The sequence below is a fragment of the Micromonospora sp. WMMC241 genome, assembly GCF_027460165.1.
GTDB lineage: Bacteria > Actinomycetota > Actinomycetes > Mycobacteriales > Micromonosporaceae > Micromonospora > Micromonospora humi.
The window spans coordinates 4,892,815-4,917,937 of the sequence record NZ_JAPZBF010000001.1 but is presented as its reverse complement, the minus strand read 5'-3'; the positions used below and the strand labels follow the sequence as shown (position 1 = coordinate 4,917,937).

Annotated in this window: 24 protein-coding genes; 21 read left to right on the top strand and 3 right to left on the bottom strand. The window is 73.3% G+C overall.

What is annotated here, in order from left to right; genetic code table 11:
* Nucleotides 1-46 precede the first annotated feature (46 nt).
* The 9 genes from O7598_RS22155 (at nt 47) to O7598_RS22115 (ending at nt 7,877) form a co-directional block, all read left to right on the top strand.
* Nucleotides 47-1,090 carry a TRM11 family SAM-dependent methyltransferase gene (locus O7598_RS22155; protein ID WP_269693222.1) on the top strand — a complete coding sequence of 348 codons (1,044 nt, stop codon included), beginning with the start codon at nt 47-49 and terminating at the stop codon, nt 1,088-1,090.
* Nucleotides 1,091-1,132: 42 nt separating this feature from the next.
* Entirely contained in the window at nt 1,133-1,426 is a 294-nt protein-coding gene (locus O7598_RS22150; protein WP_269693221.1) for a DUF503 domain-containing protein, read from the top strand.
* Nucleotides 1,427-1,606: 180 nt separating this feature from the next.
* Nucleotides 1,607-2,095 (top strand): 30S ribosome-binding factor RbfA, encoded by a 489-nt coding sequence (gene rbfA, locus O7598_RS22145; protein ID WP_269693220.1) that lies wholly within the window; start codon nt 1,607-1,609, stop codon nt 2,093-2,095.
* A complete protein-coding gene (locus tag O7598_RS22140) occupies nt 2,092-3,168 on the top strand; it encodes a DHH family phosphoesterase (protein ID WP_269693219.1) in 1,077 nt (358 codons plus the stop codon). Before rbfA ends, O7598_RS22140 begins: the two co-directional genes overlap by 4 nt.
* Before the next feature lie 786 nt (nt 3,169-3,954).
* On the top strand, nt 3,955-4,506 hold the full coding sequence (locus O7598_RS22135) for a hypothetical protein (RefSeq protein WP_269693218.1): 552 nt from the start codon (nt 3,955-3,957) through the stop codon (nt 4,504-4,506).
* Between the two features lie 112 nt (nt 4,507-4,618).
* The gene (locus O7598_RS22130; RefSeq protein WP_269693217.1) at nt 4,619-5,026 is read left to right on the top strand and encodes a hypothetical protein; all 408 of its coding nucleotides are present in this window, start codon (nt 4,619-4,621) and stop codon (nt 5,024-5,026) included.
* Nucleotides 5,026-5,235, top strand: a complete 210-nt coding sequence (locus O7598_RS22125; RefSeq protein WP_175441532.1) for a DUF6186 family protein — start codon at nt 5,026-5,028, stop codon at nt 5,233-5,235. Before O7598_RS22130 ends, O7598_RS22125 begins: the two co-directional genes overlap by 1 nt.
* A gap of 762 nt (nt 5,236-5,997) precedes the next feature.
* Nucleotides 5,998-6,513 carry an adenylate kinase gene (locus O7598_RS22120; protein ID WP_269693216.1) on the top strand — a complete coding sequence of 172 codons (516 nt, stop codon included), beginning with the start codon at nt 5,998-6,000 and terminating at the stop codon, nt 6,511-6,513.
* 41 nt (nt 6,514-6,554) lie between these two features.
* Nucleotides 6,555-7,877: an MATE family efflux transporter gene (locus O7598_RS22115; RefSeq protein WP_269693215.1), complete on the top strand. Its 1,323-nt coding sequence runs from the start codon at nt 6,555-6,557 to the stop codon at nt 7,875-7,877.
* Between the two features lie 24 nt (nt 7,878-7,901).
* On the opposite strand, the gene O7598_RS22110 is transcribed toward O7598_RS22115, so the two are convergent.
* Nucleotides 7,902-8,879 carry a hypothetical protein gene (locus O7598_RS22110; RefSeq protein WP_269693214.1) on the bottom strand — a complete coding sequence of 326 codons (978 nt, stop codon included), beginning with the start codon at nt 8,877-8,879 and terminating at the stop codon, nt 7,902-7,904.
* 108 nt (nt 8,880-8,987) lie between these two features.
* Between O7598_RS22110 and truB the strand changes: the two genes are divergently transcribed.
* The 8 genes from truB (at nt 8,988) to O7598_RS22070 (ending at nt 17,755) form a co-directional block, all read left to right on the top strand.
* Nucleotides 8,988-9,872, top strand: coding sequence for a tRNA pseudouridine(55) synthase TruB (truB, locus tag O7598_RS22105; protein WP_269693213.1), 885 nt, complete (start codon nt 8,988-8,990; stop codon nt 9,870-9,872).
* A gap of 32 nt (nt 9,873-9,904) precedes the next feature.
* Complete coding sequence (locus O7598_RS22100) at nt 9,905-10,831, top strand: bifunctional riboflavin kinase/FAD synthetase (protein WP_269693212.1); 927 nt, start codon at nt 9,905-9,907, stop codon at nt 10,829-10,831.
* Between the two features lie 183 nt (nt 10,832-11,014).
* Nucleotides 11,015-11,284: a 30S ribosomal protein S15 gene (gene rpsO / locus O7598_RS22095; protein ID WP_013284678.1), complete on the top strand. Its 270-nt coding sequence runs from the start codon at nt 11,015-11,017 to the stop codon at nt 11,282-11,284.
* Nucleotides 11,285-11,507: 223 nt separating this feature from the next.
* Complete coding sequence (locus O7598_RS22090) at nt 11,508-13,892, top strand: polyribonucleotide nucleotidyltransferase (protein WP_269693211.1); 2,385 nt, start codon at nt 11,508-11,510, stop codon at nt 13,890-13,892.
* A 121-nt stretch (nt 13,893-14,013) separates the two neighbouring features.
* A complete protein-coding gene (locus O7598_RS22085) occupies nt 14,014-15,345 on the top strand; it encodes a M16 family metallopeptidase (RefSeq protein WP_269693210.1) in 1,332 nt (443 codons plus the stop codon).
* Between the two features lie 57 nt (nt 15,346-15,402).
* Nucleotides 15,403-16,176, top strand: coding sequence for a 4-hydroxy-tetrahydrodipicolinate reductase (gene dapB, locus O7598_RS22080; RefSeq protein ID WP_269693209.1), 774 nt, complete (start codon nt 15,403-15,405; stop codon nt 16,174-16,176).
* A 68-nt stretch (nt 16,177-16,244) separates the two neighbouring features.
* A complete protein-coding gene (locus tag O7598_RS22075) occupies nt 16,245-17,171 on the top strand; it encodes a helix-turn-helix domain-containing protein (protein ID WP_269693208.1) in 927 nt (308 codons plus the stop codon).
* A gap of 116 nt (nt 17,172-17,287) precedes the next feature.
* Entirely contained in the window at nt 17,288-17,755 is a 468-nt protein-coding gene (locus O7598_RS22070; protein ID WP_269693207.1) for a GNAT family N-acetyltransferase, read from the top strand.
* Nucleotides 17,756-17,829: 74 nt separating this feature from the next.
* On the opposite strand, the gene O7598_RS22065 is transcribed toward O7598_RS22070, so the two are convergent.
* Nucleotides 17,830-19,950: an amylo-alpha-1,6-glucosidase gene (locus O7598_RS22065; RefSeq protein ID WP_269693206.1), complete on the bottom strand. Its 2,121-nt coding sequence runs from the start codon at nt 19,948-19,950 to the stop codon at nt 17,830-17,832.
* A 175-nt stretch (nt 19,951-20,125) separates the two neighbouring features.
* On the opposite strand from O7598_RS22065, the gene O7598_RS22060 reads away from it, so the two are divergent.
* From O7598_RS22060 to O7598_RS22045, 4 genes are all read left to right on the top strand, one after another.
* Complete coding sequence (locus O7598_RS22060) at nt 20,126-21,088, top strand: LacI family DNA-binding transcriptional regulator (protein WP_269693205.1); 963 nt, start codon at nt 20,126-20,128, stop codon at nt 21,086-21,088.
* Nucleotides 21,089-21,113: 25 nt separating this feature from the next.
* Complete coding sequence (locus O7598_RS22055) at nt 21,114-22,361, top strand: sugar ABC transporter substrate-binding protein (RefSeq protein ID WP_269693204.1); 1,248 nt, start codon at nt 21,114-21,116, stop codon at nt 22,359-22,361.
* 83 nt (nt 22,362-22,444) lie between these two features.
* Complete coding sequence (locus O7598_RS22050) at nt 22,445-23,563, top strand: carbohydrate ABC transporter permease (RefSeq protein WP_269693203.1); 1,119 nt, start codon at nt 22,445-22,447, stop codon at nt 23,561-23,563.
* A gap of 1 nt (nt 23,564) precedes the next feature.
* The gene (locus O7598_RS22045; protein WP_269693202.1) at nt 23,565-24,449 is read left to right on the top strand and encodes a carbohydrate ABC transporter permease; all 885 of its coding nucleotides are present in this window, start codon (nt 23,565-23,567) and stop codon (nt 24,447-24,449) included.
* Between the two features lie 79 nt (nt 24,450-24,528).
* Here the strand turns inward: O7598_RS22045 and O7598_RS22040 are convergent, their stop codons facing one another.
* Entirely contained in the window at nt 24,529-25,113 is a 585-nt protein-coding gene (locus O7598_RS22040; RefSeq protein ID WP_269693201.1) for a GNAT family N-acetyltransferase, read from the bottom strand.
* Nucleotides 25,114-25,123: the final 10 nt, after the last annotated feature.

The window sequence follows — 25,123 nt, the reverse complement described above, 5'->3', positions numbered from 1 at the left end:
CGGGTCCCGGCCGTCGCCGTTTCCGCAGGCTGCGACAATCTCCGGCGTGATCGGGTACGCACTGCTCCTCGCCCCCTCCGCCAACCGCGTCTACGCCGACGCGGCCGTCCGGCTGGCCCGCGCCGAACTGACCGTGTTCGCCGGCTCGGGCGTGCTCGACGTGACGCCGGGCGACGCCGACGTCACCCGGATCGGCGGGGTCGACTACCTGACCTTCACCGCTCCCGAACCCGGCCTCGGCGCCCGGGACCTGGCCCACCTGGCGAACCTGTCGGCGGCGTACGCGCTCTTCGAACGGGTCGGCGACGACCTGCTCCGGCCGGTGCCGCTGCACCCGCTGGCCGCCTACGACTCGGACCTGATCACCATCCCCAAGTACGCCGGCAAGACCAACGAGCAGTTCACCCGGCTGCTGCTCAACGTCACGCTGCTCGCCTCCGCCGCCGCGCCCCGGATGCTCGACGGCGGGCTCGTGGTGCTGGACCCGCTCTGCGGCCGGGGCACCACGCTCAACCAGGCGCTCATGTACGGCCACGACGGCATCGGCGTCGAACGCGACAGCCAGGACGTGGAGGCGTACGGGGCGTTCCTGCGGACCTGGCTGCGCCGCAAGCGACTCAAGCACACCGCGGAGACCACGTCGGTGCGCCGGGACCGCAAGCTGGTCGCCCGACGTTTCGAGGCGGTGCTCTCGCCGTCCCGGGACGCGCACCGGGCCGGCATCACCCAGCGCGTCGTGGTGCTGAACATCGACACCACCCGGGCCCGCGAGGTGCTGCGCCCCCGGTGCGCCGACGTGATCGTCACCGACGCCCCGTACGGGGTGGCGCACGGCAGCCGCACCGGCCAGGACCTGTCCCGCAGCCCACTGGAACTGCTCGCCGCCGCCGTACCGGTGTGGCGTGAGCTGCTGCGCCCGGGCGGCGCCCTGGGGCTGTCCTGGAACACGCACGTGGCGCCGCGCGCGGAGGCGGAGGCGGTGTTGACCGCCGCCGGCCTGCGGGTGGCCGGCGGGCCCGGCTGGCGGGACCTCGCCCACCGGGTCGACCAGGCCATCGAACGGGACGTGCTGGTCGCGGTCGCGCCGTAATCGGGTGCCACGCGAACCGCGCGCCGCGTACCGTTGCTCGCCGTGTATACCGGAACCGCGTTGTTCGACCTGTTGCTCCCAAGCGACTCCCGCTCCCTGAAGGCCAAGCGGTCCTACGTCCGGCCGATCGTCGCCGCGCTGCGCAAGTTCGAGGTCTCGGCCGCCGAGGTCGGCGCGCTCGACCTGCACGGCCGGGCCGAGATCGGGGTGGCCGTGGTGGCCGCCGAACCGGCCCACGTCCGTGAGGTGCTCGACTCCTGCGAGCGGATGGTCGCCGCCCGCCCGGAGACCGAGCTGCTGTCGGTGCGCCGCCGCCTGCACGGCGCGGACGACTGACACCGTCGGCGCGTCGCACAGCAGCCCGGCCGCGCCGCGCACCGCCCGTCGGGGCGCGGGTAATGTTCTCGGACGTTGGGCGGTCGGGCCCGGGCGCAGCCCGTCCCCGGCCGGCGGTTTCCCGATCGCGGCGTCAGGAGCGCCGGGGTCGTAGGAACAGTGATCGTGGAGGTGGGGGACATGTCGGATCCGGCCAAGGTACGCCGGCACGCGGAGCGCGTCCGTGAACTCGTCGCGTCGGTGGTGCGGAGCCAGATCAAGGACCCCCGGCTCGGCATGATCACGATCACCGACGCCCGGATCACCGCCGACCTGCGCGACGCCACCGTCTTCTACACGGTGCTCGGCGACGCGGCGGCCCAGGCGAGCACCGCCGCCGCGTTGGAGAGCGCCAAGGGCATGCTGCGCAGCACGGTCGGCAAGGCGCTCGGGCTGCGGCACTCGCCGACGCTGACCTTCGTCCTCGACGACGTGCAGAACCAGGTCAAGCACATCGACGACCTGCTCACCGCCGCCCGTTCCGCCGACGCCGAGGTGCAGCGGCTGGCCGCCAAGGCCGCCTACGCGGGCGACGCCCAGCCGTACCGGGTGGAGGAGGACGACGAGGACGAGCCGGCCGAGGGTGCGTCGTCGACGGACGACGAGCCGCGCGGCGGCGACCAGCGGTGACCGAGGCCGTCGAGGCCGGCGCGCCGGCCTCCGCCGGGCCTGACGGCGCGGCGGCGGGCGGTCCCACCGACGCCGACTGGGCGGCCGCCGTCGCGGCGGTACGCGAACTCCGCGCCGACGCGCGGGTGCTGCTCATCTGCCACGTCAACCCGGACGGGGACGCGCTCGGGAGCATGCTCGGCTTCGCGTTGGGCCTGAGCCGGCTCGGCGTACGTCAGCTCCAGGCCACCTTCCCCGGCCCGGCGGGCGTCCCCGAGCCGTTCCGCTGGCTGCCCGGCGTGGAGCTGCTGGTGTCGCAGGACGACGCCTACCCGGACCCGGACCTGGTGATCTGCTTCGACGCGGCGAGCGAGTCCCGGCTCGGTGACCTGGCCGACCGGCTGGCCACCGCGGGCACGGCGCTGGTGCTCGACCACCACGCCTCGAACACCGGCTTCGGCACCGTCAACCTGGTGGACCCGCACGCCGCGGCCACCTCCGTGGTGGCGCTGGGGCTGCTGGACCGGCTCGGGGTGACGGTGGACGCCGCGACGGCGACCGGCCTCTACGTGGCGCTGACCACCGACACCGGCTCGTTCCGCTTCGAGGCGACCACCCCCGCCGTGCACGAGATGGCCGCGCGCCTGCTGGCCACCGGCATCCGGCCGGGCGACATCTCCCGGCGGGTGTTCGACACCCGCCCGTTCGGCGCCGTCCGGCTGTTCGGCGAGGTGCTCGGCCGGGCCACGCTCGAACCCGCGGCCGCCGCCGGGCACGGCCTGGTCTGGACGTACGCGACCCACGACGACCTGGCCCGCCACGACCAACCGGCGTACGTGCTGGAGGCGCTGATCGACTCCGTCCGCTGCACCGCCGAGGCCGATGTGAGCTGCGTGGTCAAGCAGTCCGGAGAGGCCGAGTGGGCGGTCTCGCTCCGTAGCAAGGGCGCGGTGGACGTGAGCCGGGTGGCCGTGGGGCTCGGCGGGGGCGGGCACCGGTTCGCGGCCGGCTTCACCGGTCGCGGCCCGATCGACGAGGTGGTCGAGAGCATCCGCGTCGCCCTTTCCGCCGCCGTGCTGACGCCTCGCTCCTGACCTCGCGCCGGTGGCGCCGGTCGGGCGCTGCCTCCCCGGGCGTGTCGCGTCCGGCGGGAGAGGTGTGTTCACAGCGGTATACCTCAGGGTCATAATTATGACTGACAGGCATACCGCTCAAAAGCAGTTCTTTCCTGCGGCGAGGTGACGCTCGGCCATCCCCTGCTGGCTTCGGGAGGTCATATCCCCCAGCGCCCTTCCAGCCGACGACCTCCACGCGCGAGGCCAACGGCCGCTGGGTGGAACCGCGCGGTGGGTGTCTGCGGAGGCGTGAGACAGCCATGGCGTCCCAGTGACGCCCGGGTGCGTCGGTGGGTGGAACGCGGTGGGTGTCTGCGGGGGCGTGAGACGGCCATGGCGTTCCAGTGACGCCCGGGTGGGCTGGCGGGTGGAACGTGGTGGGTGTCTGCGGGGGCGGGGTCAGCTGTGGTGTTCCGGTCGCGGGTCGGGTGGTCCGGGTGGGTGGGGGTGTCCGGTTCCGGGGTGGTGGGTGGCACGCTGGCGGCGGAATGGTCGGTGGGGGCGTGGCGTTGTATCCCCGTGACCGGCCGAGGAGGGCCCGCACGTGTCTCCCCGCCGCAGCCCGCCGCCCCGGTTCGACGCTCACCCGAGCCCCCTGGGCCGGCGGTCGGCCAGCCCGCTTCCGGGAATGACGGTGGCCGGCCGGTCGTTACACACACTCCCGGCGCCGCGATGCCCGCGAGCAGCCGGATCCCCGTGAACTTTCTGTGCGCCTGACGGTGCCCACACACCCCCCGGTGTGTCGACCCCCGAATGGAGCCCCCCATGAACACGATCCTGCGTAAGAGCATTCTCGGTATCGCTGGTCTCGCTTTCACCGGTGGTGTGTTCGCCGGTCCGATCGCCGCCCACGCCGACACCTCCGCCCACGCCGCTGGCAAGCCGGTCACGGTCGCCACGGTGCAGGGTGAGCAGTCCACCATCAGCCTGAACGACGAGCAGACCGCCAACGTCAAGGCGATCATCGCCGCCACGAAGAAGGCCGGCCTGCCCGAGCGCGCCGCGGTGGTTTCGATCGCCACCAGCTTGCAGGAGTCGAAGCTGGAGAACCTCGGCCACCTCGGCGACCGCAATGACCACGACTCGCTGGGCCTGTTCCAGCAGCGCCCGTCCAGCGGTTGGGGCACCCCGGAGCAGATCACCGACCCCGAGTACTCCACCCTGTCCTTCCTCAAGGGCCTCAAGCAGGTCGACGGCTGGCAGGACATGCCGCTGACCAAGGCCGCCCAGACCGTGCAGGTCTCGGCCTACCCGGACGCCTACGCCCAGTGGGAGAAGCAGGCCACCGACCTGGTCAACCAGCACTGGACCAAGTAAGCACACGCGCGAAGGCCGGCACCCGAGAACGGGTGCCGGCCTTCTGCGTTTCGCGGCAATCACGAGGCGTGCCGGTCTTCCCGCCTTACGTCACGCTGGGGACAATCGGGTGATGGATCATCCCCCCGAGCTCACCGTCGAGGCGCCCCGGGTCTGGGACCGGCCGGTCGTCTCCGTACCGGTGCTGATCTGCCTTTCGCTGGTCGGTGGACAACTGCCGTCGTTCTCGACCGCGGCGAACCTCTACATCCTCGGCACCGGCGGAGGGCTGATCTGGGTCGGCCTGAGCAATCGGGTTCCCCGACGTCCGGCGCCACGCCGGCTGCCCTCGGCCGCGCTGTGGTGGCTGCTGCCGGTCACCGTCTTCGGGGTCTTCGAGGGGGCCACCTTCGTGCTGTCCGTGGGCGACGAATTTCCCACGTTCTCCCGGCTGGCCGACCCGCTGCTCGAGGACCACCTGGCCCGCTCGGCGGCCTGGTTCGCCTGGCTGGCGGCGTTCTGGGGACTGGTCCGCCGATGATGCGCGCGCTGGCCATCGGCGGTTTCCTGACCGCGGTGCTGCTGTTCGCGGCCGTGGAGTGGGCCGCACGCCGGGAGGGGTCGCGCATCCCGTCCCTGGCCGACGTCTGCGCCTTCGTCATGCGATACGAGGTGGGGCCGGTGCCGGTGGGCCGGATCGGTCTGTTCGGCTTCTGGTGGTGGCTGGGCTGGCACTTTCTCGCCCGCTGAGACGCCGCCGGAAAAGGGGTTGCCCTGTCCGCATCGCGGGAACAGTGGGCACTATCTGGAAAGTGAACGTTAATTTGGGTGAGGGATCGGCGCCTCGCGGCGCTGGTCACGGGCGGTGGTGCCACACCCGGCGCCGCCTCTCTCCAGGGTCAGACCGACCCGGGCTCACGCTGCCAGGCGAGCCGCTCCGGTGATCCCGGACCGCTGGCCGGGCGCGCAGCAGACCGACGACTCCGGTCGCGGCGTGACGGTTGTCGCGCCGTCGACGACGGGGCGCCGGACGCCCGCAGGGCCGCCGTGTCTCGGTGGTCCGCACCCTGGAAGGACACTCCATGCCGAGCAAGCGCAAGCCGCAGACCGAGACCACCACCGACGAGGCGCGCGAGCAGATGCGTCGCGCGCTGCAGACCTCGATGGACACCCGTCAGTGACGCAGGCCGTCCGGCGGTGACGCCGGCCGGCCGGGGCATCGCGGCACCGTGATCGGCCCCGTCGCCGGCGTCACCGTCGCACCGGTCGCCGAAAACCGGCGGCCATCCGCCCGGGAGCGCATCCCGCCGACCTGATCCCCGCCCCCTGACCTCGGAGCCTGAGCCCGTCGGTCCGGAGTCGGTTTCCGTGAGCGGGAGCCCGAGCCCCGCCGGTCCGGAGCCGGCTTCCCTGAGCGGGAGCCCGAGCCCGCCAGGTGGGAGCCCTGTCCGCCGGGCCGGAGCCCGCGCGTCGGGCGCCACGTCCCGGGAGCGGCGGCGCTACCGTCACCCGGTGCGCCGCATCCTCGTCGTCGGCAGCTCCGGTGCCGGCAAGAGCACCCTCGCCGGGGAGCTGGCCCGGCGACTCGAACTGCCCCTGATCCACCTCGACCGCCACTACTGGCGGCCCGGCTGGGTCGCACCGACCGGCGACGAGTTCCGCGCCGAGGTGGCCGCGCTGGCCGCCCGCCCGGCCTGGGTGATGGACGGCAACTATGCCGGCACGCTCGACCTCCGGCTGCCCCGCGCCGACCTGCTGGTGCTCTGCGACCCGCACCGGCTGCGGTGCCTGGGTCGGGTGCTGCGTCGCCGCTGGGCCCGCCGCGTCGAGCCCCGGCCCGACCTTCCCGAGGGCTGCCCGGAGCGCGTCGACCTCGACCTCCTGCGCTACGTCTGGCGCTACCCGCGTCACTCCCGTCCCCGGGTGCTGAGAGCCGTCGCCGCCTACGCCCCGGGCCTGCCGGTGCGCCGGCTGCGCGGCCGGCCGGACGTGGCACGCTTCCTGGAGGGGTGGGGTAAGCAGCCCTAGGGGTTGCGGGCCTTACCGGACACGTGCCACGATCGGCGGCGATGAGCAGCACCGCCGCACCCGCCACCGCCGTGTCGCCCCGGCGGATCGCCGCGCTCGCGCTGCCCGCCCTGGTGGTGCTGGCCGCGGAGCCGCTCTACGTCCTCGTCGACACCGCGGTGGTCGGTCATCTGGGCCGGGTGCCGCTCGCCGCGCTCGCCGTCGGCGGCACGGTCATGACGCTGACCGCGTGGATCGGCACGGTCGTGGCGTACGGCACCACGGGGCGCTCGGCCCGCCGGTTCGGCGCCGGCGACCGGGCCGCAGCGGTGGCCGAGGGCGTCCAGGCGTCCTGGCTCGCGCTGACCGCCGGCCTGTTGGTGGCGGTCGCCATCGGCATCGGTGGGGGCGCGCTGGCGCGTACCCTCGCCGGTGGTCCCGGCGAGGTGGCCGACGCCGCCGCCGGATGGCTGCGGATCGCGGCGCTCGGCGCGCCCGGCCTGCTGCTCGCCGCCGCCGGCAACGGCTGGCTGCGGGGCATCCAGGACACCCGCCGGCCGCTGCTGTTCGTGCTCGCCCCCAACCTGCTCTCCGCACTGCTCTGCCCGCTGCTCGTCTACCCGCTCGGGCTCGGCCTGGTCGGCTCCGCCGTGGCCAACGCGGTCGCGCAGACGCTCTCCGGCGGCCTGTTCGCGGCCGCGCTGGTGCGCGAGCGGGTCGCGCTGCGACCCCGGCCGCGCATGATCGGGCAGCAGTTGGTGCTCGGGCGTGACCTGCTGGTCCGCGGCGTCGCGTTCCAGGCGAGCTTCCTGTCCGCGACCGCGGTCGCGGCCCGCTTCGGCGCCGCCGCAGTGGGGGCGCACCAGATCGCCGTACAACTCTGGTTCTTCACCGCGCTGGTGCTGGACGCCCTCGCGATCGCCGCGCAGGCGCTGGTCGGCGCCGCGCTCGGCGGCGGCGACGCGGCCGGCGCGCGGTTCCTCGCCCGCCGCGTCGCAGTGCTCGGCGGCCTGTGCGGCGTGGCGTTCGCGGTGCTGATCGCCGCCGGCGCCGGTCTGGTGCCGTCGTTGTTCAGCTCCGATCCGCAGGTACGCGAACAGGCCATGGTGGCCTGGCCCTGGCTGGTGGCGCTCCAGCCGATCGGCGGCGTGGTGTTCGCCCTCGACGGGGTGCTGATCGGCGCCGGCGACGTGCGTTACCTGCGCAACCTCACCATCGTGGCGGCGTTCGGCGGGTTCCTGCCGGCGATCTGGCTGGCCTACGGCCTCGACCTCGGGCTCGGCGGGATCTGGGCCGGGTTGACGCTGTTCGTGGTGCTGCGGCTGGTCGCGCTGCTGCTGCGGCTGCGCTCCGGTGCCTGGGTGGTCATCGGCGCGGTCCGCTGACCGCTCGCGCCTCGACGGCCGGGCTCAGCACGAGACGGGAAGTTCGATCGGGTGGGCCGGGTCGTAGAGCCTGTCCGGGTCCTCGGGGAACGGCGGGGCGTCCGGGTCCGCCCGGCCGGGGCGGACCAGCCCGTGCTTGATGGCGTCGCAGTCGACCCCCCAGCCGTAGCTCGACATCCGGTGCAGCCAGAGGCCCCGGTCCGAGCGCACCACGTCACCGGCGCGGGGCAGGCGCCAGACCACCTCGTCGTGCAGCAGGACGACGGAACGACCGGTCCGCGAGTCGAGGTCCCGGAAGCCGTAGACCCAGACGACGTTGCTGGTCACCTCCAGCGTCCGTGCGCCACCGGCGTCCCGGATCCCCCGATAGGTGATCGCGCCCTTCGCCCGGGGCTGGTCCGGGGTGAGCCGGACGTCCGGGGACACGCGGGTGGCGTAGGTGCCGATGGTCGCGGTGGACCAGTCCTTGCGCACCGTGTCCCGGGCGGCCGGGGCGAAGTGGCGCAGCAACGGGGTCGGGCTGTCGCCGGTCATGAACGCCCGGTCCAGGCGGGCGGTCAGCATGGCGGCGCGCACCCGGGCCAGCCCGGCCGACACCTCGGCGGCGGTGAAGCCGTCCGTCGGCCGGGCCGGCGGCAGCGTGATCCCGGCCGCTCCCGCCGGCCAGGTGGCCGCCGGGGTCCCGGCGAAGACACCCGGATCCGGCGTCGGCACGGCCGGGGAGGCCGGGGAGCCGGTGACCGTGCCGGCCGCCGGGGACGCCGTGGCGGGCCGTCGGAGCTGCCGGTATCCGTACGCGCCTGCGCCCAGCAGACCGGTCAGCAGGAGCAGGGCACCGGAGGCGGCCACCAGTCGGCGGGCCCGGCGTCGGCACCAGATGCGCAGCCGGAGGGCGAGGCTCGGGCGGATCTCCCGCTCCAGTCGGTGCAGCCAGTCGGGGTACCCGTCCCGTCCGGTCGGGTCGGCCGGGTGCGGGTCGGGGGCGGAGCGGTGATCGGTCATCGGACTTTCCGGTGCGGGCGGCGAGGGGCGGCTGATCTTGACACCCGGGTCGACCGGGGCGGTATCCCCCGCAGGGCCGACGACCGCCGTCTGGCAGGCTTGGCGGTCGTGAGCGCAGACGGTCTGATCGTGGTCGACAAGCCCGGCGGCATGACGTCGCACGACGTGGTGGCCCGGATCCGGCGGCTGGCCCGGACCCGCCGGGTGGGGCACGGCGGCACGCTGGACCCGATGGCCACCGGCGTCCTGGTGATCGGCGTCGGGCGGGCGACCCGGCTGCTCACCTACGTGATCGGCGCGGGCAAGAGCTACGCCGCCACGATCCGGCTCGGCCAGTCCACGGTCACCGACGACGCCGAGGGCGACGTGATCGCGAGCACCCCGGCCGGCGCGGTCACCGACGATGCGGTGCGGGCCGCGCTGGCGGCGTTGACCGGCGAGATCGACCAGGTGCCCAGCGCGGTCAGCGCTATCAAGATCAACGGTGAGCGGGCGTACAAGCGGGTCCGTGACGGGGAGGCGGTCGAGCTGCCGGCCCGGCGGGTCACCGTGTCCCGACTCGACGTGCGGGAGATCCGGCGGGACACCCCCGACGTGGTCGACGTGGACGTGGACGTGACCTGCTCGTCCGGGACGTACATCCGGGCCCTCGCCCGGGACGCGGGCCTGGCGCTCGGGGTCGGCGGCCACCTCACCGCGCTGCGCCGCACCGCGGTCGGCGGCTTCGACCTGGCCGAGGCGGCCACCCTGGCGCAGCTCGAACAGCGCGCGCCGGACGTGGTCAACCTGCCGCTGGACGCCGCCGCCGAGCGGTTCTTCCCGCGCCGGGACGCGACCGAGGCGGAGGCGCGGACGCTGTCGCACGGCGGGCCGCTGGACCCGGCCGGGATCGCCGGCCCGTACGCGGTCTTCGACCCGGCGGGCGGGTTGATCGCTATCGTCAGCGAGCGGGACGGGCGGGCCCGCGCGGAGATCGTCCTGGCCCCGGCCTGACGGCGCGCGGGCGGACAGGGGAGAGGATCGGCATGCAGCGGTGGCGGGGGTACGAGGCGGCGCCCGGCGGTTGGGGGCGCTCGGTGGTCACCATCGGCGTCTTCGACGGGGTGCACCAGGGGCACCAGGCCACCATCGGCCACGCCGTGGCGCGCGCCCGCGAGCTGGGCGTCAAGTCGGTGGTGGTGACGTTCGACCCGCACCCGGCCGAGGTGGTGCGCCCCGGCTCGCACCCGGCGGTCCTCACCGAGCCGGCCCGCAAGGCGGAGCTGATCGAGGCGCTCGGCGTGGACGTGCTCTGCGTCGTGCCGTTCACCGTCGAGTTCTCCCGGCTGCCGGCCGAGGCGTTCGTGCACGACATCCTGGTCGAGCACCTGCACGCCGCGCTGGTGGTGGTCGGCGACAACTTCCGGTTCGGGCACCGGGCGGCCGGCGACGTGGCGTTGCTGACGCGGCTCGGCCGCACCTTCGGCTTCGGGGTGGAGGGCGCGCCGCTGGTCGCCGAGGCGGGCACGGTCTTCTCCTCCACGTACATCCGGTCCTGCGTCGACGCGGGCGACGTGCGCGCGGCGGCGGCCGCGCTGGGCCGGCCGCACCGGGTCGAGGGCGTGGTGGTCCGCGGTGACCAGCGCGGACGTGAGCTGGGTTACCCGACCGCCAACCTGCTGACCCACCGGTACGCGGCGGTGCCCGCCGACGGCGTGTACGCGGCCCGGCTGGTGCGCCGCGGCGGCGAGCCGCTGGCGGCGGCGGTCTCGATCGGCACCAACCCGACGTTCTCCGGCCGGGAGCGCCGGGTGGAGGCGTACGCGCTGGACTTCAGCGGCGACCTGTACGGCGAGCGGCTGGCCCTGGACTTCGTGGCGCACCTGCGCGAGCAACGGACGTACGACGCGATCGAGCCGCTGGTCGCCCAGATCGCCGAGGACGTGGAGCGCACCCGACGCGCCGTGTCCTGACCCCGCGTGCCGACCTTGACCGGCCGGCCCGGGTCGGGGCTGGTAGGCTGACGGGGACGTCGGCTGACCGACGGGGGCCTCGCGTGCCTGCACGACGCCGCGGGTGCGAGGAACCGGTCCGTCGCACCGGTCACACGACCGCTCCGACGGACCTCATCGAACCACCCACGAAACAGGGAGAACATGGCGCTCGACCAGGAAGCCAAGGCCAAGATCCGCCAGGAGTACGCGACCGCCGAGGGCGACACCGGTTCGCCGGAGGTGCAGGTCGCGGTCCTGACCAAGCGGATCGCGGAGCTGACCGAGCACCTGAAGGTGCACAAGCACGACCACCACAGCCGCCGTGGGCTGCTGCTGCTGGTCGGCCGGCGCCGTCGGCTGCTCAACTACGTCCAGAAGAAGGACATCAACCGCTACCGGTCGCTCATCGAGCGGCTCGGCCTGCGCCGATGACCTGACGGGGGAGTGGCCGCTCGGCTGCTCCCCCGTTCCGGTACCACCAGAAAGAACCCCGGCCGCGCGACGACCCGAGAGGGAGCCGGTCAGCACCGGTCTCCGGTAGTGGCCCCCGGGAATCCCGGCAACATGCCGGCCCACCCGGGCGCTTCGATCGAAGACCGGCCGCCTGAGCAGTTCCCGTGTCGTCGGCCGACGACGCGAAGGAGCACCACAGCACATGACCGAGACCAACCTCGGCACCGAATCCCGCACCGCCGTGATCGACAACGGGTCCTTCGGCACCCGTGAGATCACCTTCTCCACCGGCCGGCTGGCCCGGCAGGCCGCCGGCTCCGTCGTCGCCCAGCTCGGCGAGACGGTCGTCCTCTCCGCCACCACCGCCGGCAAGCAGCCGCGCGAGTCGTTCGACTTCTTCCCGCTGACGGTCGACGTCGAGGAGCGGATGTACGCCGCGGGCCGGATCCCCGGCTCGTTCTTCCGCCGCGAGGGCCGGCCCAGCGAGGACGCCATCCTCACCTGCCGGCTGATCGACCGGCCGCTGCGCCCGTCCTTCGTCAAGGGCCTGCGCAACGAGGTCCAGGTCGTCGAGACCATCCTCGCGCTCGACCCGCAGCACCCGTACGACGTGGTGGCCATCAACGCCGCCTCGATGTCGACCAAGCTCTCCGGCCTGCCGTTCTCCGGCCCGATCGGGGCGACCCGGGTCGCGCACGTGGACGGCCAGTGGGTCGCCTTCCCGACCCTGGAGGAGCTGGCCCGCGCCACCTTCGACATGGTCGTGGCCGGCCGCACCCTGGCCGACGGCGAGGTCGCGATCATGATGGTCGAGGCCGAGGCCACCCCGAACGCGGTGTCCCTGATCTCCGACGGTGCCACCGCGCCGACCGAGGAGATCGTGGCCAGCGGCCTGGAGGCCGCCAAGCCGGCCATCCGTGAGCTGTGCCGGGCGCAGAGCGAGCTGGCCGAGGTGGCCGCCAAGCCGGTCGCCGAGTTCCCGATCTTCCTGGACTACCAGGACGACGTGTACGACGCGGTGGCCGACGTGGCCCGCGCCGAGGTCACCGAGGCGCTGAAGATCGCCGGCAAGGCCGACCGCGAGGAGGCTCTGGACCGGATCAAGGCCAAGGTCGCCGAGGAACTGGGCGGCCGGTTCGAGGGCCGCGAGAAGGAGCTCTCCGCCGCCTTCCGTTCGCTGAGCAAGTCCGAGGTCCGCAACCGGGTGCTGCGCGAGCAGGTCCGGATGGACGGCCGCGGCCCGCGCGACATCCGGCCGCTGACCGCCGAGGTCGGCGTGCTGCCGCGGGTGCACGGCTCGGCGCTGTTCGAGCGCGGCGAGACCCAGATCCTGGGCGTCACCACGCTGAACATGCTGCGCATGGAGCAGATGGTGGACACGCTGTCCCCGGAGAACCGCAAGCGCTACATGCACAACTACAACTTCCCGCCCTACTCGACCGGTGAGACCGGCCGGGTCGGCTCGCCGAAGCGGCGCGAGATCGGTCACGGCGCGCTGGCCGAGCGGGCGCTGATCCCGGTGCTGCCGTCGCGCGAGGAGTTCCCGTACGCCATCCGGCAGGTCTCCGAGGCGCTCGGCTCCAACGGCTCCACCTCGATGGGTTCGGTCTGCGCCTCGACGCTGGGCCTGCTCTCGGCCGGTGTGCCGCTGAAGGCGCCGGTCGCCGGCATCGCCATGGGCCTCATCTCCGACGAGGTCGACGGCAAGACCCAGTACGTGACGCTCACCGACATCCTCGGCGCCGAGGACGCGTTCGGTGACATGGACTTCAAGGTCGCCGGCACGCGTGACTTCGTCACCGCGCTCCAGCTCGACACCAAGCTCGACGGCATCCCGTCGGACGTGCTGGCCGCCGCGCTCCAGCAGGCGCACGAGGCCCGGCAGACGATCCTCGACGTGATGCAGCGGGCCATCGAGGCGCCGGCCGAGATGTCGGACTACGCACCGCGGGTCACCACCGTCAAGATCCCGGTCGACAAGATCGGCATGGTGATCGGCCCGAAGGGCCAGACCATCAACGCCATCCAGGACGAGACCGGCGCCGAGATCTCCATCGAGGACGACGGCACCATCTACGTCGGCGCGACCAACGGCCCCTCGGCCCAGGCCGCGGTGGACCGGATCAACGGCATCGCCAACCCGACCCTGCCGAAGGTGGGGGAGCGGTTCCTCGGCACCGTGGTGAAGACCGCCGCGTTCGGCGCCTTCATCTCGCTCCTGCCCGGCCGCGACGGCCTGCTGCACATCTCCAAGGTGGGCGACGGCAAGCGGGTCGAGAAGGTCGAGGACTTCCTCAACGTCGGCGACAAGGTCGAGGTCGAGATCGCGGACATCGACGCCCGCGGCAAGATCTACCTGGACAAGATCCGTCCGGAGGGCGCCGAGGCGCCGGCCGCCGGTGAGGCCGCCGGCGGCGAGCGTCCGTCCGGCCGGGACCGCGGCGGCGACCGTGGCCCGCGCGGTGACCGCGGCGGCGAGCGCGGTGGCGACCGTGGCGGCGACCGCGGTGGCGACCGTGGCGGCGAGCGCCGCTCGGAGGGTGGCGAGGGCGGCGACCGGCCGCGTCGCCGTACCCGGCACAGCTGATCACCGACCGGCCCGGGTGACGTACGCGTCGCCCGGGCCGGCCCACGGCTCCAGGTCGCACGGCGGGCTGGAGCCGTCGTTCGTCCCACCCACCCTTCGTGGCACGGAGAGCAGGTCTGTCGTGAGTTCGTCCTCCCCGGCACGGGCGGTCACCCGCACCCTCAGCGACGACCCGCTCGGCGGCACCGTCCGCCGCACCGTGCTGCCCAGCGGGCTGCGGGTCCTCACCGAGGCGATCCCGGCGATGCGCAGCGTCTCGTTCGGCATCTGGGTGGCGGTCGGCTCCCGCGACGAGACCGGCCCGCAGGCCGGCGCCGCGCACTTCCTGGAGCACCTGCTCTTCAAGGGCACCAAGAAGCGCAGCGCGCTGGAGATCTCGGCCGAGATCGAGGCGGTGGGCGGCGAGACCAACGCGTTCACCACGAAGGAATACACCTGCTACTACGCGCGGGTGCTGGACGAGGACCTGCCGCTGGCCATCGACGTGATGTGCGACGCGGTCGCCGACTCGGTGCTGGCCGCCGCCGACGTGGAGACCGAGCGCGGGGTCATCCTCGAAGAGATCGCCATGCACGACGACGAGCCCGGCGACGAGGTGCACGACCTCTTCGCCCGCGCCGTCTACGGCGACCACCCGCTGGGCCGGCTGATCTCCGGCACCGAGGAGACGGTCACGCCGATGACACGGCGGCAGATCCAGGCCTTCTACCGCAGCCGGTACACCGCGCCGCAGATCGTGATCGCCGCCGCCGGCAACCTCGACCACGCCGCCGTGGTCAAGCTGGTCCGGCAGGCGCTGCGCGGCACCCCGCTGGACACCGACCCGGCCGCGCCGGCGCCGCACCGCGCGACCACCCCGGCGGTACGCACGAAGCCGGCCACCACCCTGGTCGAGCCGAAGGAGACCGAGCAGGCGCACGTCCTGCTCGGCTGCCCGGCCATCGACCGCACCGACGACCGGCGCTTCGCCCTGGGCGTGCTCAACAACGTGCTCGGCGGCGGCATGTCCAGCCGGCTGTTCCAGGAGATCCGGGAGCAGCGCGGCCTGGCCTACTCGGTCTACTCCTACGCCAGCCAGTACGCCGACAGCGGCGTGTTCGCCGTCTACGCCGGCTGCGCGCCCGGCAAGGTCGACGAGGTGCTGGACCTGACCCGCGCCGAGCTGGCCCGGGTGGCGGCCGAGGGCGTCACCGAGGTCGAACTGGCCCGGGGCAAGGGGATGAGCAAGGGCTCCTTCGTGCTGGGGCTGGAGGACACCGGGTCGCGGATGAGCCGGCTGGCCAAGGGCGAGCTGCTCTACGGCAACCTGATGCCCGTCGACGAACTGCTGGCCCGGGTGGACGCGGTGACCCTGGCCGACGTGAACGACCTGGCGGCCGAGCTGCTCGGCCGGCCGATGTCGCTGGCCGTGGTCGGCCCGTTCGACGAGTCCGCCTTCACCGTCGGCCGCTGACCCGACTCACCCGGTCCGCCCGGTGCGGCGCGTCCCGATTGGGATAGGTTGTGCCCCGTGACTGACGTGCGGGAGAAGGGCCCGGCCGAGGCGGCCCGGGTCGGCGTGCTGGGTGCCCGGGGCCGGATGGGCATGGAGGTCTGCAAGGCGGTCGACGGCGCACCCGACCTGGCGCTGGTCGCGGCCGTCGACCAGGGCGACGACCTCACCGAGGTGGCCGATGCCGGCGCCGGCGTCGTCGTCGACTTCACCACCCCGGACGCCGTCATGGACAACCTGCGCTGGTGCGTGGAGCGGGGCATCCACGCCGTGGTGGGCACCACCGGCTTCACCGAGCAGCGGCTGGACCAGGTGCGCGGCTGGCTGGCCGACCGTCCCGGGGTGGGCGTGGTGATCGCCCCCAACTTCGGCATCGGCGCGGTGCTGATGATGCAGTTCGCGGCCCGCGCGGCGCGGCACTTCGAGTCGGTCGAAATCGTCGAGCAGCACCACCCGCGCAAGCTGGACGCGCCGAGCGGCACCGCCACCCACACCGCCCGGCTGATCGCGGCGGCCCGCGCCGAGGCCGGCCTCGGCCCCGCGCCGGACGCCACCCGCGACGAGGTGGCCGGCGCCCGCGGCGCCGACATCGACGGGGTACGCGTGCACGCGGTGCGTGCCACCGGCCTGGTCGCCCACCAGGAGGTGCTGTTCGGCACCACAGGCGAGACGCTGACCATCCGGCACGACTCGTACGACCGGGCTTCGTTCATGCCCGGCGTGCTGCTGGCGGTGCGCGAGGTCGGCCGTCGGCCGGGTCTCACCGTCGGCCTGGACGCCCTGCTCGACTAGTACCCCTGCTCTGCAGGTGCGCAACGGCGATCAAGCGGTACCGTCCGCCCCGGGTGCAGGCTGAGCGCATGAACCGGAACGACGGGCTCACCGGCCTCCTCGACGTCCTCCAAGCGGCGCTCGACGACCCGACGGCGGGCCCGGCAGGGTTGGCCGCCCGGGCCCACCTGTCCCGGTTCCACTTCGACCGGCTGGTCGCCGCGGCCACCGGCGAACCGCCGGGCGCGCTGCGCCGGCGACTGCTCCTGGAACGGGCGGCGTACCGGCTCGTCACCAGCGACCGGACCGTCCTCGACATCGCGGTCGAGGCCGGGTACGGCTCGCACGAGGCGTTCACCCGCGCCTTCCAGCGGTCGTACGGCTTCGCCCCGACCGCGGTCCGGCGGCACCGGCCGCTGGTCCTCGCCGAGCTGGAGTTGCCCTGCCCGAGCGGCGTCCACTTCCAACCGCCCGGCGGCCTGCGGCTGCCGGCCGCACGTCAGGAGACCCCGATGAACGTGCTCCAACACCTGGTCGACCACCACGTCGAGACCCTCACCGCGATCATCGAACGCGCGGGCGGCCTCGACGAGGAGGTGCTCGACCGGCCGGTCACCGTGTCCGTGGAGACGATCGACGACGACCCGACGCTCCGCTCGCTGATCAACGCGATGGTCACGCAGGAGGAACACTGGCTGTCGGCGCTGCGCGGCGGCGACTGGCCCGACGAGAGCGACCGGTCGGTGCGTGGTCTGGCCGCCCGGCACGCGGTCGCCGGGCGGGACTGGCGGGCGTTCGTCGCCCGGACGCTTGCCGCCGGCACGCTCGCGGACACCTTCGTCGACACCACCTGCACGCCCCCCACCACCCACACGCTGGGCGGCACCATCGGCCACGTGATCACCTTCGGCGCCGTGCGCCGGACCATGGCGATCGGTGCCCTGCGCAGCGCCGGGGTCACCGACCTGGGTGCCGGCGACCCGCGCCCGTACCTCGACCGCGCCGCCCGCGCGTAAGGCGGGGCCCCCTGTTAACGCATTCTGCATAACAGGGGCCCCTCCTCACCACGCCTGCCGCGGTGGCTCGGCGAAATGGATGGTCGGCCGGGGGACCGGCTCCTAGGCTGGCGGTCATGATCGACTTTGGAGAGCATGACCGCTCCGGCCGCCGGGTGACCCTGCGGCCGGTGGGCGACGACAACTGGCGGCCGGTGGCCGATGTGGCGCCGCGCGACGACCAGCGCGCCTTCGTGGCGGCGCTGGCCGCCCGCTACCTGCTGCTCACCGCCCACTCGGAGGTCTGGACCTCGCTGGCCGTCTACGCCGACGAGAACGTGGTGGGGCACGTCATGTGGGGCGTGGACGACGACGACTCCCGCTGGATCGGCGGCATGGTGATCGACGCCGCCGAGCAGGGCCGAGGGCTGGGCCGCGCCACGGTGCGCACGCTCACCGGCTGGCTCGCCGAGAAAGGCCACCCGATCCGCCTGAGCTACCACCCCGACAACACCGCGGCGGCAGCCCTCTACACCTCCCTCGGCTTCCACCCCACCGGAGCCATGGAGGACGACGAACTGGTAGCCGAACTTCCCCCGTCCTGACCCGCCCCAGCCTCGGTCCGGGCCGTCGATCATGAAGTTGGCGGCAGTGGAGGAGATCCACAAGGCCGCCAACTTCATGATCGACGCACGGGCGCGGGGGTCTGGGGGGAGAGGGGGGTTCGGGGGGTGGGGATGTGGGTGGGCTTGAGGGTGGTCGGCAGGTCCTTCAGGGTGGGGTGGCCGGTGTGGTCGACAGCCGCCGTGACCGGGGCGCCGGCGATGCGCAGGTTCGACGCGCTCAGCGCGCCCAGCTCGGGACCGGCCAGCGGGCGCAGGTCGACCCGGCCGTTCGGCACGTCGGGATAGACGCCCAGCCCTGCCTGGAGCAGCAGCACGGACGCCGCCGCGGACCAGGCCTGCGGACGGCAGGCGGCCGGGTAGGGCACCGGCCGGCCGAGCGTCGCCCGGTCGTCGCCGCCGTACAGCTCGGGCAGGCGGTAGTCGAACGCCTCGGCGGCGGCGAGCAGGCCGTCGGCGAGCCGCAGCGCCGCCGCCCGGTGCCCGTCGCGGGCCAGCCCGGCGAGCACGATCGCGGTGTCGTGCGCCCAGATCGAACCGCAGTGGTACGACAGCGCGCTGAAGCCGGCGTCGTCGGTGGACATGGTGCGCAGCCCGAAGCCGCCGGCCATCGCCTCGGTGGAGAGCAGCGCCGCGACCTGGGCCGACTCGGCGTCCGACAGCAGCCCGGTGCCGAGCAGGTGGCCGATGTTGCTGGTCAGTGAGTCCACCGGGCGCTTGTCCCGGTCCAGGGCCAACGCGGGCTGCGGGCCGTGGGGGCCGTCGACCCAGAACGTGGCCCGGAACCGTTCGGCGAGGCGGTCGGCGTGGTCGCGCCAACGGTCGGAACCGGGGCGGTCGAACGCGTCCAGCAGGTTCGCCCCGTCGGTGGCGGCCTGGTACGCGTACCCCTGCACCTCGGCCAGCACGATCGGCGGTGCGGCCAGCCGGCCGTCGCGGAAGCGCACCGCGTCGCCGGAGTCCTTCCAGCCCTGGTTGGCCAGGCCGTGGCCGGTGGTGTCGACGTACTCGACGAAGCCGTCGCCGTCGGCGTCGGCGTGCTCGCCGAGCCAGCGCAGCGCCGCCTCCAGGTGCGGCAGCAGCGGCTCGACCTGGTCGGCGGGCAGGCCCCAGCGCCAGGCGTCGTGCAGCAGGTTGACCCAGAGCATGGTGGCGTCGACAGTGCCGTAGTAGGCCGGCGGCAGCCGGAGCCCCTCGTTCGGGGCGAACTCGTGCCGGCGCAGCTCGTGCAGGATCTTGCCGGGCTGCTCGCCGGTGGCCGGGTCGACCTCGGTGCCCTGCCGGCGGGCCAGCACCCGCAGCGTGCCGGCGGCCAGGTCGGTGCCGAGCGGCAGCATCATCCGGGCGGCCCAGAGGCTGTCGCGGCCGAACAGGGTGAGGAACCACGGCACGCCCGCGCCGAGGAAGACGTCCTCCGGGTGGGCCGGTTCGGCCAGCCGCAGCCCGCGCAGGTCGGCGAGGGAACGGTCGAGCAGTCGCAGCAGCCGGCGGTCGTCGGCGTCCACCCGCGGCTCGGCCCAACCGGCGTCGGCCGGCGCGGCGGTCACCACGGCCCGGGGGTCGGTGACGGCGAGCCGCCAGCGCAGCGTGACCGAGGCGCCCGGGTCGACGGTGACCGGCCAGCTCAGGCGCGGGGCGACGGCCCGGTCACCGGCGGCGTCCACGGTGGCGCCCTCGCCGGTCACGGTGACGGTCAGCCCGTCGGCGGCCCATCGCACCCGGCCCGGTTCGCCTGCCTCGGCCTTCCGCGGCGCGACCGAGCGGCCGATCTTGACGTGCTCGATCGGGGCGAGGTCGCAGGCCAGGTCGAGGGTGACGGTGGTGTGCACCGGGGCGGTGGCGGTGGAGGACACCACGATCTCCTCGGTGAGACCGCGCGGACCGGCCCGGCGGGTGCGTTCCACCCGGACGGTCGGGTCGGGGGTGGGGTCGCCGAGCCAGCGGGCCAGGCCGACGAAGCGGGCGCCGTGCGGGCCGGCTGCGCCGTGCGCGATCGTCTCCGGCTCCCGGTCGTCGAGGCTCAGCTCGGCCCGGGACAGCACCCGGGCGTCGGCGTGGAAGACACCCTGGACGCCGTGCGGGCGAAGTTGACCGGCCGCGTCGCCCAACGCGCTGGTGGGGGCGTGTGCCACGCCGACCAGGTCGTGCAGCAGCGGTTGGAGGTGGCGTTCGGTCACGGGGGAACTCCTGGTGCTGATCGGTGGCGACGGACGTCTTGACAGATGGCCGTGGCCGGGTGCACAGTGCGAAACATTCCAGAAACTTTGAACGATCTAATCCTGCCCCATCGGCATTGGATCGTTCAAGGTAGGCGAGAGGGATTTCGTGGGAGAAAAGGTAACCATCGCAACGGTGGCCCGGCACGCCCAGGTGAGCCGGCAGACCGTCTCCAACGTGCTCAACACGCCGCACATCGTCCGCGAGGACACCCGGCGCCGGGTGCACGAGGCGATCGTCGCGCTCGGCTACCGGGCCAACCAGGCCGCCCGGCAGATGCGGACCGGGCGGTCCCGGCTCATCGCCGTCCGCATCGAACCCACCCGCGACGGCATCAACGGCTCGGTCCTCGACCGCTTCCTGCACGGCCTCACCGAGACCGCCGACGCCGCCGGCTACCGGGTGCTGCTCTACACCGCCGTCGGCGACGACCAGGAGATCGCCACCTACGACGACCTGCTCGGCGCGTACGACCTGGACGCGTTCGTGCTCACCGGCACCAAGCACGGCGACCCGCGCACCGCGTGGCTGGCCGAACGGGAGGTGCCGTTCGTGACGTTCGGCCGGCCCTGGGACACCCCCGAGGCCCACCCCTGGGTCGACGTCGACGGTGCCGCCGGCACCGCCCAGGCCACCCGGCACCTGCTCGCCGCCGGGCACCGCCGGATCGCCTTCCTCGGCTGGCCCGCCGGCTCCGGCGTCGGCGACGACCGGCGCGCCGGCTGGCGTACCACGATGGCGGAGGTCGGCCTGGACGGCGCCGCACCGGACAGCGCCACCGAGGACGGCATCGCCGAGGGGGAGCGCGAGTCGCGCGCGCTGCTCGCCCTCGACGCACCGCCGACCGCGGTGGTCTGCGCCAGCGACTCGCTGGCCCTCGGTGCCTGGCAGGCCGCCCGGGACACCGGTACCGACCTGGCCGTCATCGGCTTCGACGACACGCCGGTGGCCGCCGCGGTCGGGCTGAGCAGCGTCAGCCAACCGCTCGGCGAGGCCGCCGCCCGCTGCGTCGAGCTACTCACCGGGCTGCTCGACGGGCAGCAGCGCGACCCCCAGCTCCTGCTCCATCCCTCGCTGGTGCTCCGGCACTCGGCGTGATCCCATCCCCCACCAGGAGAGACAGATGACACCTCGGATTCTCACCCGGGCCGCGGTGGCCGGCGTCGCCGCCGTCGCCCTGCTCGGCTCCGCCGCCTGCGGCAGCGGCTTCGACGACTCGGCCGACGACGCCAAGCAGTCCAGCGGCCCGGCCAACCTCCAGATCCTGATCGGCTCCTCCGGCGACGCCGAGACCAAGGCCGTCAAGGACGCCGCCGCCGCGTGGGCCGGCTCCTCCGGCAACAGCGCCACCGTCACCCCGGCGCAGGACCTCACCCAGCAGCTCGGCCAGGCGCTGGCCGGCGGCACCCCGCCGGACGTCTTCTACGTCGACGCGACCCGCTTCGCCGACTACGCCAGCGTGGGCGCGCTGGAGCCCTACGGCGACAAGGTGAGCAACCCCGACGACTTCTACGAGAGCCTGCGCACCGCGTTCACCTACGAGGGCAAGCTCTACTGCGCGCCGAAGGACTTCTCCACCCTGGCCCTGCAGATCAACACCGATCTGTGGACCAAGGCCGGCCTCACCGACGCCGACGTGCCGACCACCTGGGACCAGCTCACCGCCGTCAGCCAGAAGATCAAGGCGAAGGGCCAGGTGGCGATCGCGCTCGGCGACACCCGGGACCGCATCGGCGCGTTCATGGTGCAGAACGGCGGCTGGCTGATGAGCAAGGACGGCAAGCAGCCGACCGCCGACACCCCGGAGAACCTCCAGGCCCTGCAGTACGCCAAGTCGCTGCTCACCAACGGCTACGCGAAGTTCCCGAAGCAGCTCGACTCCGGCTGGGCCGGCGAGGCGTTCGGCAAGGGCAAGGCCGTGATGACGATCGAGGGCAACTGGATCAAGGGCGCCCTGCAGAACGACTTCCCGAACGTCAAGTACAAGGTGGTGCCGCTGCCGGCCGGCCCGAAGGGGCAGGGCACGCTCTCCTTCACCCAGTGCTGGGGCATCGCCGCCAAGTCCAAGTACAAGGACCAGGCGATCAAGTTCGTCGAGGCGATGACCGCCGGCGAGCAGCAGATCGGCTTCGCCAAGGCGTTCGGCGTGATGCCGTCCCGCCAGTCGGTCCGCGACCAGTACAGCAGCGCCTTCCCGGCGGACAAGCCGTTCATCGACGGCGTCGAGTACGCCCAGGGCCCGGTGAACGCCCCGAAGATGGACAGCGTGCTGCGTGACCTGGAGGCCGGCCTGCAGGGCCTGGCCACCGGCGACCCGAAGAGCATCCTGGCCAACTTCGACAAGAACGCCAAGGCGGCGCTCGGCGGCTGAGGTGTGAGAAGGGGCCCCTTGTTAACAGACGGGTGTTAATAGAGGGCCCCTCCTTCCACCTCCACCGAGCGAAGGAGGAGGGAATGGCAACGGACACGCTCGCCGCGCCGGGCACCGCGTCGGCCGGCCCGCCGCGCCGCCGTCGGGGCGGCATCCGCAGCAACGAGAACCTCGCCGGCTGGCTCTTCGTCGCGCCGGTGATCCTGATCCTCGGGCTCTTCATGGTGCTGCCGATCCTGATGGCGCTCTGGGTGAGCCTCACCGACTGGAACGGCCAGGGCAGCCCGTTCACCGGCGACGTGCCGTTCGTCGGCGGCGACAACTACGGCCGGCTGTTCACCGAGGACGGGCTGGCCCGCCGCGACTTCATGACCGCCATCCGCAACAACATCTACTACGTCGGGATCGTGGTGCCGGTGCAGACCGCGCTCGCGCTCGGTCTCGCCCTGGTGGTCAACAACCGGCTGCTCAAGGGGAAGGGCTTCTTCCGCAGCGCGTTCTACTTCCCCTCGGTCACCAGCTCGGTGGCGATCAGCGTGGTGTTCCTCTTCCTGTTCGCCAACTCCGGCGCGGTCAACCGGCTGCTCGCCCTGCTCGGCATCGACGGGCCGGAGTGGTTCGCCGACGGCCGCGGTGTGCTGCACCTGCTGCTCGGCGCGTTCGGCGTCGACACCCCACCGGCCGCGCTCACCTCCGGCGGCCCGCTCGGGCTGACCTGGTGGGACTGGCTCTCCGGGCCGAGCGTCGCGATGACGTCGATCATCTGCCTGGTCATCTGGACCACCTCGGGCACGTTCATGCTGATGTACCTGGCCGCGTTGCAGAACGTTCCGGTGGCGCTCGACGAGGCCGGCATGCTCGACGGGGCCACCCGCTGGCAGCGCTTCCGGTACGTCACCCTGCCGCTGCTCAAGCCCACCACGTTCCTGGTGGTCACGCTGGGACTGATCGGCTCCTGGCAGGTCTTCGACCAGGTGTACGTGATGAGCCAGGGCGACCCGGCCAAGACCACGCTCACCCCGGCGTACCTGTCGTACCGGACCGCGTTCCGGGACTTCGACTACGGCTCCGGCGCGGCCATCTCGTTCGTGCTGTTCCTGATCATCATCGTGCTCACCCTGTTCCAGCGCCGGCTGATGGCCGACCGGGACGGCCCCCGGCGTGGCCGGTGTTGGCGGCGACGCGTACCGGAGGGGTCCTGACATGGCCGTGCTGACCGACCGGCCGGCGCCCGCCGCGCGCCGCGCCGACCGCGGGCCGCGCGCCCGGGTCAACCGCTTCCTCGGGTACGGCGTCCTGATCTTCTTCGGGCTGGTCTTCCTCTACCCGTTCGTCATCCAGCTCGCCAACTCGCTCAAGACCGAGCCGGACGCGGCGGCCAACCCGCTCTCGCCGCTGCCCGACCCGCTCACCCTGGCCGGCTTCGAGCGGATCTTCGCGGGCACCGCCTTCCCGCTCTGGCTCGGCAACTCGCTGCTGGTCACCGTGGTGGTGACGCTCGGCCGGGTGTTCCTCGACTCGCTCGCCGGCTACGCGCTGGCCCGGCTGCGGTTCCGGGGCCGGGCCGGGCTGTTCGCCGCCGTCATCGCGGTGATGGCGGTGCCGGGCGTGGTGCTGCTGATCCCGAAGTTCCTGGTGCTCAAGCAGATCGGCCTCTACGACAGCTACGCCGGCCTGATCGTGCCGCTGCTCGCCGACGCGGCCGGCGTCTTCATCATGAAACAGTTCTTCGAGTCGATCCCGGTCAGCGTGGAGGAGGCGGCCCGGATCGACGGCGCCGGCGTGTTCCGCACGTTCTGGTCGGTGGTGCTGCCGATGGCCCGGCCGGCGCTGATCACGCTGACCATCCTGTCGTTCCAGGGCTCCTGGAACGAGTTCCCGCACAGCCTCGTCGCGGTGCAGGACCCGGACCTGTTCACGTTGCCCCGTGGACTGGCCGACCTGGTCAGCGGCTCGCTCGGCAAGGGCACGCAATATCCGCTGAAGCTCGGCGCGGCGCTGCTGGCCACCATCCCGGTGGCGGTGCTCTTCGTGATCTTCCAGCGCTACTTCGTCCGGGGCGCCAACGACGGCGCCGACAAGGGGTGAACGGCGGCCGGCGGTCCCGCCCCGTGCCGGGACCGCCGGTGTCTCCCGTCAGGTGTCAGACCGGCGGGCGGGCGCGAACTCATCGCTGCGCGGGGACTTTTTCCTCCGGGACGGCCACGTGCAGCCTGAGCTGGGGGACCAGCATGTCGTCCACGTCCAGCGCCCGGGTCGCGCCGTCCGGCTCCCAGCCGGTCGACCCGAGGAACGCGCGGGTCGCCGCGTCCGCGTCGAACGTCCACGCCACCGCGCGGGTGAAGCCGTCCGTGCGCCAGTGCTCGACCGCGGCGGCGAGCAGCCGGCTGCCGTGCCCGCGCCGGCCCCAGCGCGGCTCCACCAGCAGGTCGGTCACCGCCACCACGCCCGACGCGAGCGCGTCGGGCGGCTCGCCCGGTGCGAGCGCCTCGGCGTCGGCCGGACCGGAGGCGGCGAACCCCACCAGATAGGATTGCGCGGCCTGTTCGACGGCGACCAGCACCCGGTGCGCGCCCGAGGGCGGCTCCTGCACCGCCGCGCCCCACCGCCGCGCGAGGTACGCCTCGTCCAGGTTGTCGAGCACGTGCCGGGGCAGGATCCGGCGGTACGCGACCCGCCAGGTCGCGAGCTGGATGCGGGCGATCTCGGCGACGTCCTCGGGACGCGCGGGGCGGACGTAGCCTTCAGCCATGGCACGTGAG

Coding starts and splice junctions, on each gene's coding strand:
- rbfA (WP_269693220.1), top strand. CDS start 1,607: ATGTCGGATCCGGCCAAGGTACGCCGGCACGCGGAGCGCGTCCGTGAA.
- O7598_RS22135 (WP_269693218.1), top strand. CDS start 3,955: ATGAACACGATCCTGCGTAAGAGCATTCTCGGTATCGCTGGTCTCGCT.
- O7598_RS22130 (WP_269693217.1), top strand. CDS start 4,619: ATGGATCATCCCCCCGAGCTCACCGTCGAGGCGCCCCGGGTCTGGGAC.
- O7598_RS22125 (WP_175441532.1), top strand. CDS start 5,026: ATGCGCGCGCTGGCCATCGGCGGTTTCCTGACCGCGGTGCTGCTGTTC.
- O7598_RS22115 (WP_269693215.1), top strand. CDS start 6,555: ATGAGCAGCACCGCCGCACCCGCCACCGCCGTGTCGCCCCGGCGGATC.
- O7598_RS22110 (WP_269693214.1), bottom strand. CDS start 8,879: ATGACCGATCACCGCTCCGCCCCCGACCCGCACCCGGCCGACCCGACC.
- O7598_RS22100 (WP_269693212.1), top strand. CDS start 9,905: ATGCAGCGGTGGCGGGGGTACGAGGCGGCGCCCGGCGGTTGGGGGCGC.
- rpsO (WP_013284678.1), top strand. CDS start 11,015: ATGGCGCTCGACCAGGAAGCCAAGGCCAAGATCCGCCAGGAGTACGCG.
- O7598_RS22090 (WP_269693211.1), top strand. CDS start 11,508: ATGACCGAGACCAACCTCGGCACCGAATCCCGCACCGCCGTGATCGAC.
- O7598_RS22075 (WP_269693208.1), top strand. CDS start 16,245: ATGAACCGGAACGACGGGCTCACCGGCCTCCTCGACGTCCTCCAAGCG.
- O7598_RS22070 (WP_269693207.1), top strand. CDS start 17,288: ATGATCGACTTTGGAGAGCATGACCGCTCCGGCCGCCGGGTGACCCTG.
- O7598_RS22055 (WP_269693204.1), top strand. CDS start 21,114: ATGACACCTCGGATTCTCACCCGGGCCGCGGTGGCCGGCGTCGCCGCC.
- O7598_RS22050 (WP_269693203.1), top strand. CDS start 22,445: ATGGCAACGGACACGCTCGCCGCGCCGGGCACCGCGTCGGCCGGCCCG.
- O7598_RS22045 (WP_269693202.1), top strand. CDS start 23,565: ATGGCCGTGCTGACCGACCGGCCGGCGCCCGCCGCGCGCCGCGCCGAC.
- O7598_RS22040 (WP_269693201.1), bottom strand. CDS start 25,113: ATGGCTGAAGGCTACGTCCGCCCCGCGCGTCCCGAGGACGTCGCCGAG.